General features: G+C 43.4%; 7 protein-coding genes. 4 read left to right on the top strand and 3 right to left on the bottom strand.

Annotated elements, in window-relative coordinates:
* Positions 1 to 153: 153 nt before the first annotated feature.
* The 3 genes from Q8865_10420 to Q8865_10410 all read left to right on the top strand — a co-directional run bounded on the left by Q8865_10420 (position 154) and on the right by Q8865_10410 (position 2,704).
* Positions 154 to 1,056, top strand: coding sequence for a DUF4097 family beta strand repeat-containing protein (locus Q8865_10420; GenBank protein ID MDP4153829.1), 903 nt, complete (start codon positions 154 to 156; stop codon positions 1,054 to 1,056).
* Positions 1,057 to 1,253: 197 nt separating this feature from the next.
* Positions 1,254 to 2,129, top strand: coding sequence for a dipicolinate synthase subunit DpsA (gene dpsA / locus Q8865_10415; protein MDP4153828.1), 876 nt, complete (start codon positions 1,254 to 1,256; stop codon positions 2,127 to 2,129).
* A complete protein-coding gene (locus tag Q8865_10410; protein ID MDP4153827.1) occupies positions 2,129 to 2,704 on the top strand; it encodes a dipicolinate synthase subunit B in 576 nt (191 codons plus the stop codon). The genes dpsA and Q8865_10410 overlap by 1 nt, the downstream gene beginning before the upstream one ends.
* Before the next feature lie 62 nt (positions 2,705 to 2,766).
* On the opposite strand, the gene Q8865_10405 is transcribed toward Q8865_10410, so the two are convergent.
* The 3 genes from Q8865_10405 to serC form a co-directional block, all read right to left on the bottom strand.
* Positions 2,767 to 3,333, bottom strand: a complete 567-nt coding sequence (locus Q8865_10405; GenBank protein ID MDP4153826.1) for an N-acetyltransferase family protein — start codon at positions 3,331 to 3,333, stop codon at positions 2,767 to 2,769.
* 111 nt (positions 3,334 to 3,444) lie between these two features.
* Positions 3,445 to 4,602 (bottom strand): phosphoglycerate dehydrogenase, encoded by a 1,158-nt coding sequence (locus Q8865_10400; protein MDP4153825.1) that lies wholly within the window; start codon positions 4,600 to 4,602, stop codon positions 3,445 to 3,447.
* 11 nt (positions 4,603 to 4,613) lie between these two features.
* Positions 4,614 to 5,696, bottom strand: coding sequence for a 3-phosphoserine/phosphohydroxythreonine transaminase (serC, locus tag Q8865_10395; protein MDP4153824.1), 1,083 nt, complete (start codon positions 5,694 to 5,696; stop codon positions 4,614 to 4,616).
* A 248-nt stretch (positions 5,697 to 5,944) separates the two neighbouring features.
* Between serC and Q8865_10390 the strand changes: the two genes are divergently transcribed.
* The gene (locus Q8865_10390) at positions 5,945 to 7,438 is read left to right on the top strand and encodes an S-layer homology domain-containing protein (protein ID MDP4153823.1); all 1,494 of its coding nucleotides are present in this window, start codon (positions 5,945 to 5,947) and stop codon (positions 7,436 to 7,438) included.
* The last annotated feature ends 31 nt before the right edge of the window (positions 7,439 to 7,469 follow it).

The following is a 7,469-nucleotide window of genomic DNA, read 5'->3' as shown; positions in this document are numbered from 1 at the left end:
GACAACCTTACCTATGAAAAAGAAGTAGATACTATTCTTGGACAAAAAGAAATCAGAGAGAAAAAGAAGAAGTTGTTTGAAACTGAATTTAAAGAGAATAAATACTCTTTGATAAAAGCTTTTCTTGATATGGGACAGAAAAGGGGATAAGTAATGAGGAGTGCGGCTATCATCAGATTCGTAACATGGGCTATCATTGCGGTTTTTCTGATATTTATTCTCATAAGCTCCGTTGTGACAGATGGATTTCCCGGTTTTTTTTCCTTTGACATATATGACATATTGGACGTGGCCCGGGATACGCCGAAGACTATTTTTGAGGGCAGCGCCGGTTCGATAAATATTGACTTTGCCGATGCTAAACTAAATATAAAAGAGGGAAGCGAGCTTAAAGTCACTGAATACACCGACGGGAAAAACAGCCATGTTAAAGCTGCTAAAAACGGCGACACTCTCATGGTATCGTCTGATAAGAGAGTTAGCAGATTCTTAAGTTTTGGATGGTTCTCTCAGCATGTCAGCGTTGATATAACGGTGCCTAAAGATCAGCTTCAGGACTTAAAAGCGAGAATAGCAAGCGGAGATGTTATCATTAGCAATGTAGAATCAAAAAGCGCAGTTATAGATACGACTTCAGCATCTATAAAAGTCAATAATATAAACAGTGGGGATCTAAAGATAGACACCACGTCTGGTGACGTTTCGGGCAGCGGCATCAAAGCTGATTCAGCATATTACCACACCGTTTCAGGCGATATAAACATAAAGGGTGATATGAAGGAAATCAAAGCGGACGGCGTTTCAAGCGATTTTGACATCCTTTCAAGCTCAATGCCCCAAAAAACCGATCTTTCGGACATTTCGGGCGACGTCAAACTTTACCTGCCTGAAAACGATGGCTTTGATCTTAGATACAGCACAGTTTCTGGCGACTTTGACAGCGATTTCGCGCTTACCAGAACAGGCGGCGACAAAAAAGGAAATTGCGTTTATAAAAACGGCGGCAGTGTAATAACCGTCAAAACCACCTCAGGAGACATTAACATTAACAAATAATAAAATATACAAAAAAACGCCAGGAAAGCTTTAAGCTGACTTTGGCGCTTTTTTCATGTCTTCTTTTTTTACAGCGCCCTGCACTTATGACCCCAAGCAGACATACCATATATTAGGGTTATGGGAAATATCCCTATACCCATGCGATCGTTTCAATGCCTGCACATGCGGCAATTGCAAATTGGAGGTCATAAGTAATGAATAACAATACAAAATTTGCTGTTATCGGCGGTGATATGCGCTTTATAAGCCTTGCCAAAGGTCTTGCTGAAAAGGGTTTTAATGTCAAGATTGCCGGATTTGAAACACACGTGTTCGACAATGAAAAGCTGCCTTCGGGTGACGCGTACATAATCGCCAAAGAAGCAGACGTAATTGTACTTCCGCTCACGTTTTCAAACGACAACGAAAACATCAATGCACCGTTTTCTGACCAAAAGATTGATATAGCTACATTATTTAAAAATATATCCAGTTCAAGTATTGTGCTTGCCGGAAAAGTCGACGATTATCTTGCTGATCTTGCAAGAGAGAGAAATATAAAACTGTTCGATTATCTTGATCGGGAGGAAATGTCCATCCTGAACGCCGTGCCGACCTGTGAAGGCGCGCTGGAGCTTGCGATAAGCGAGATGCCTATCACACTCTGGGAGTCGGAGGTTCTTATCTGCGGTTACGGACGCGTCGGAAAAATGCTTGCAAAAAACTTTGACGCTCTGGGGGCGCGTGTAACAGTTGCGGTCAGAAGCCACAAGGACTCCGCCTGGATACGGGCATATGGCTATGCGGCAGCAGGATATCGCGGCCTTGAGGAAATTTGTGATAAATTTGATCTTATCATAAACACTGTGCCAAGCCTTGTTTTAGATGAAAAACTGCTTCGGGCTGTTAAAGACGATGTGCTTATCATAGACCTTGCGTCGAAACCCGGAGGAGTAGATTTCACCGCTGCGGGAAGGCTGCGCAGGAAAGTCATATGGGCTTTGTCGCTTCCCGGCAAAGTTGCCCCGATCACCGCTGGCAGGATCATTGAAGAAACGGTTGTCAACATCGCGGAAGAGGAGGGTTTTTAATGGATGAAAAGATACGGGTCGGTTTCGCGCTGTGCGGTTCATTCTGCACGTTTTCAGCCGTCCTTCCCGTACTGAAGCAGCTTGTTGAAAAAGGATATGACGTTCAGCCAATAATGAGCGACACGGCCTATGAGACAGACACACGCTTCGGCAATGCCGAGGATTTCAATAAAACGATAAAAGACATATGCGGAAAAGACATAATACACACCATCAAGGCAGCCGAGCCTATAGGACCTAAAAAAATGCTGGATATTCTAGTCGTAGCACCCTGTACGGGGAATACACTTGCAAAACTTGCAGCCGGCATCGCTGACACATCTGTGACTCTTGCGGCTAAAGCGCATATGAGAAACGGAAAAAATATCGTAGTCGCCGTGTCCAGCAACGATGCGCTTGCGGCAAACGCCAAAAATATAGGAATGCTGTTAAACAGCAAACACTACTATCTCGTTCCTATGAAACAGGATGATCCCGAAAACAAACCGCGCTCGGTCGTTGCTGATATGAAAATGATCATTCCGACATTGGAGGCGGCGCTTGAAAACAGACAGATACAGCCCATATTTATCTGAAAATAGCGCTCTAAGTACTCGAAAAAAGTGGCTTATCCTTTGAGATAAGCCACTTTAACTATTCACAGTTCTGAAACTGGAATAAATGGTTTTGGATTTGCGCAGTGCTCTCCGATAATTTTCTCCATCCAAATCATATCATACCAGTTTCCAAACTTGTATCCGCATTTTTTAAAATGAGCGACTTTCTTATATCCTAAACGCTCATGAAAATATGTACTGGCATTGGTAAGGTGAGCATTTTCAGAAGATGTATAGGCTATGCACGCATTCAGGTTAAGGATATTCTGCCTCTTTAATATTTCTTCCAAATGCAAATATAATATTTTGCCTATGCCTTTGCCATGACAATCCTGCCTTATGTAAATAGTAGTTTCAACTGCCCAGTCATACGCAGCACGTCCCTTAAATGATGACGCATATGCATAACCGATGATCTGATTGTTTTCTATAGCTAGTATATATGGATATTTTTTTAATGTGTTATTGATCCTCTCAGCAAATTCTTCAACAGATGGAACATCATATTCGAAAGAGATAGCAGTGCTTTTTACATAAGGAGCGTATATTCTCAAAATTTCCTCTGCATCTGCCGTGGCTGCCATACGTATTATAACGTTTGTATTCATGATCCTGCCTTCTTTATTTTTAATGAAACTAATTATAACATAAACATCCAATCAACAAAAACAAAAAAATGCGCCCTGTACGTTTTGTACAGGGCGCTCATTTTTTTGATACTATATTATACGGACACGTTTAACTTCCGGAATTGCAAGTATCTCGCTGTCGACTCCGGCAGGAATGTCGCCGTCAATTTCAAGAACTGTGTAAGCGTTGTCCTTTTTTGATTTGTTATACATGTTCTCTATATTAATGCCCTTGCCTGACAGAACAGCCGTAAGGGGAGAGATCATGTTTGGCATGTTTTTGTGTATAACGCAGATACGCTTATGAGTTGTGCGCGGAAGCTCCATATCAGGGAAGTTGACAGAGTTTTTGATGTTTCCGTTTTCAAGATAGTCAACTAGCTCTCTGCAGGCGTAAACAGCGCAATTGTCCTCGGATTCAGGCGTTGAAGCGCCAAGGTGCGGGACAGGGATGACGCCAGGCATTTTAACTGTCTTTCCGTTCGGAAAATCAGTGATATAGCAGGCGACCTGACCGCTTGCAAGTGCTGCTTCCATATCGTCGTCATTTACAAGCTCGCCGCGGGCGAAGTTCAGGATGCGAACGCCTTTTTTCATGCTGTTCATAATATCAGCGTTGATCATTCCGCGCGTTTCCGGATTTAGCGGAACGTGGATCGTGATATAATCTGAATTCTTTATTATAGCTGAAAGATCTTTTGCGCGCTGGACAGAGCGTGAAAGCCCCCATGCAGCGTCAACAGAAATGTAAGGATCATAGCCGAGAACATTCATTCCAAGAGCTTCTGCAGCGTTAGCAACCATTACGCCGATCGCGCCAAGACCAATGATGCCAAGCGTCTTGCCCTCGATCTCAGGGCCTACAAATGCGCTTTTGCCTTTTTCGACCTGCTTAGCAACGTCGTCTCCAGTCAAAGTTTTTGCCCATGCGATACCGTCGTTTATTTTTCTTGAAGAAAGAAGAAGACCGGCGATTACAAGCTCTTTAACAGCGTTTGCATTAGCGCCCGGGGTGTTGAATACAACGATGCCAGCCTCTGAGCACTTGTCTATCGGGATATTGTTGACGCCGGCGCCAGCACGGGCGATAGCCTTTAATGTTTTAGGAAATTCAACCTCGTGTAGAGCGGCACTGCGTACGAGGATACCGTCGTAATTGTCTATTTCCTCAGCGCAGGTATAATGAGCGGCGTCAAAACACTGCAGCCCGCAGGCGGCGATTTTATTGTAAAGCTTTATATTAAACATGACAAAACTCCTTACTTATTTTTAACTTCGAATTCCTTCATAAATTCAACGAGTTTTGAAACGCCTTCGACCGGCATAGCGTTGTAGATGCTTGCTCTCATGCCGCCGACTGAACGGTGACCTTTGATATTGACAAAACCAGCAGCGGTGGCTTCCTTAACGAACAGCTTGTCAAGATCGTCATTGCCTGTAACGAACGGAATGTTCATAAGCGAGCGGTCTTCTTTAACTGTTGTGGAATTGAACATCTTGGATTCTTCAAGGAATTTATAGAGGATAGCGGCCTTTTCCTCGTTGATCTTCTGCATAGCGGTAAGTCCGCCCTTAGCCTTCAGCCATTCAAGCACGAGCTTGCATATATAGACAGCGTATGTAGGTGGTGTGTTGTACATTGAGCCGTTTTCTGCCTGTGTCGAATATTTGAGCATTGTCGGTGTCTTTTCCATCTCTTTGCCGATAAGATCTTCACGGACGATGACAACGGTAAGTCCCGCAGGTCCCATATTCTTCTGAGCGCCCGCAAAGATAAGACCGTATTTTGAAACATCTACAGGCTCGGAAAGAATGCATGAGGACATATCCGATACAAGGGGAACGTTTCCTGTTTCAGGAACGTAGTTATAACGTGTGCCGAATATTGTGTTATTGGCGCAGGTGTAGACATAGTCGACATCCTGTGAAAATGCGGATGCCGGAACCTTTGGAACATAGGAGAAATTCTTGTCTTCACTTGTTGCGACAACATCTGCGATACCAAAGCGTTTTGCTTCAGCGATAGCTTTTTTAGACCACATGCCTGTGTTGATGAACTGTGCCTTTCCGTACTTTGTCATCAGGTTCATCGGAATAGCCGCGAACTGCATCGATGCGCCGCCCTGTAAAAAGAGCACTTTATAGTTTGAGGGAATACCCATGAGTTCACGCAGCAGTTCCTCAGCTGAGCCTATGATTGCTTCAAAGTCTTTAGATCGATGACTCATCTCCATAACGGACATGCCGCTGGTGCCATAGCACAGCATCTCGCTTTGCGCGATTTTCATAACCTCTTCCGGCAGAACAGATGGACCTGCTGAAAAGTTGTAAACCCTATTCATATTTTTCCTCTCCTTTATAAACTTTGTGCTTTCACACATAAATTGTCAAATGTTTAACATTCTTAATTTTACCATACCAAAAAAATTAAGTCAATTTATATTTCAAATATTAAAAAAAAATAATATGCGGAGATGTGAGTGATATGCGGCACTACTACAGCAAGCATATCTGACCGCGGGTTATTATTGACTTGAATGCCTGTAATGACTTATAATTCAATTATGGTTTTAGCTATATTTTATTATATATGAATATTATTATAAGAGTGGGACCTATTTTGAAAAAAATCATTCGCAATGTCTTAATTATTTCTATGGCGGCTTTTTTTTCTCTTTCACCTTACGCACTTGCTGGTTCCGGGGTGGAAAAGTATTCCGAAAGTGCGGCATTCCAAGACGTTTTTGGCATTTCCTCTCCCGACGACGTAAAGAGCGTGACCATCGTATATTCGGATGGGCGCAGTGCTCATTTGGATCTGGCCGATGCAAAAAGTCTGCTCAATGTCCATTGGGGCTTTTCTATGGAGCGATTCACCATGCCGAAAATACAAGACATAGCCAAAGATTATTATTTCAATTTTTACATGGAAGACGGAACAAAAAGAACGCTGACTTTGGGCAGCTTTTTTGCATGTGCGGGGTTCGGTGAAGATAACTATATCTGGTACCGTCCGTACATTGGAAATGCGAGAAACGCCTTATACACCGCTTGCAGCAGTATGGCTGAGAAATATAAAAACCTGGCCGTGCCCTCGGACGAACAGCCATTTTACCCGGAAAATGATGTGCTTGGAGAGTGCCTTTCAGGTGCTTCCGAATGGGCTTTGCCCGAAATAAAGTCAGCCGCTTCCGCTAATATCCTTCCGATTGATTTAACGACAGGATATACTCAGCCCATATCAAGGGAAAACTTCTGCAGACTGGCCGGATATATGATTTGCCGATTGCAGAATAAAGAAGGAGGCACACATCCGTATGATATATCAGGGGAGTTAAATTCTCTTCTTGAAAGAAAAGGCGTTGACACCAGTACACAAATCAGCTTTCCTGATGACGAATATCCCGGTTTTGAGGTATGTGCTTTATATCGGTTGGGTGTAATCGGCGGCAGGGATGACGGATGCTTTGATCCTGATGGCAATATTACAAGGCAAGAAGCCGCAAAAATATTATATAACTGCGCGAAACTTTATGATCCCGCTCAATCCGCTTGCGTATCTTATGCCGATAACAGTGATATTGCCGATTGGGCAAAAGATTATGTGTATTGGGTGACACAAAACGACATTATGAACGGCGTAGGCGATGGCAGATTTGCACCAAAGGAAACGTACACCACGGAACAGTCTATAGCAACAGTTTTGCGCTTGTTCCAGCACATAGCGGCAAAAAACGATGTCGGGTCTGTTGCGGCAAGATGGGCAGAAGCAATGAAAATGCGTGATGGCAGAGCGCAATACCTGTTTATGAGCAGAGATTTGGAATCGAAGTCATATGAAATGCTTGATTCCTCAGGGTGGGTAACGGGTGTTTCCAGCCCGTGGATCGCTCGTTACGAAGTAAGAGTGGGTCAAAACGGGGATTTGAAGCTTGGTGATAACGAAGCGGTTGTGATTTTTGAATACGCTACGTCAGCTGGATATGCAGGCACCTATGAACAAACGTTAACCTTCGTAAACGAAAATGGATGGAATCGGATTGACCGCATTTCTGAAGCATATAATATCAGCACAGGACAGTAGCGATAAAAATAAATCTATAGAGCGCAAAAAG

The sequence above is a fragment of the Bacillota bacterium genome, from assembly GCA_030705925.1.
GTDB lineage: Bacteria > Bacillota > Clostridia > Oscillospirales > Feifaniaceae > JAUZPM01.
Note: the sequence above shows the minus strand (reverse complement) of the source record. Positions and strands in the feature narration are given on the sequence as shown.

Coding starts and splice junctions, on each gene's coding strand:
- Q8865_10420 (MDP4153829.1), top strand. CDS start 154: ATGAGGAGTGCGGCTATCATCAGATTCGTAACATGGGCTATCATTGCG.
- dpsA (MDP4153828.1), top strand. CDS start 1,254: ATGAATAACAATACAAAATTTGCTGTTATCGGCGGTGATATGCGCTTT.
- Q8865_10410 (MDP4153827.1), top strand. CDS start 2,129: ATGGATGAAAAGATACGGGTCGGTTTCGCGCTGTGCGGTTCATTCTGC.
- Q8865_10405 (MDP4153826.1), bottom strand. CDS start 3,333: ATGAATACAAACGTTATAATACGTATGGCAGCCACGGCAGATGCAGAG.
- Q8865_10400 (MDP4153825.1), bottom strand. CDS start 4,602: ATGTTTAATATAAAGCTTTACAATAAAATCGCCGCCTGCGGGCTGCAG.
- serC (MDP4153824.1), bottom strand. CDS start 5,696: ATGAATAGGGTTTACAACTTTTCAGCAGGTCCATCTGTTCTGCCGGAA.
- Q8865_10390 (MDP4153823.1), top strand. CDS start 5,945: ATGAATATTATTATAAGAGTGGGACCTATTTTGAAAAAAATCATTCGC.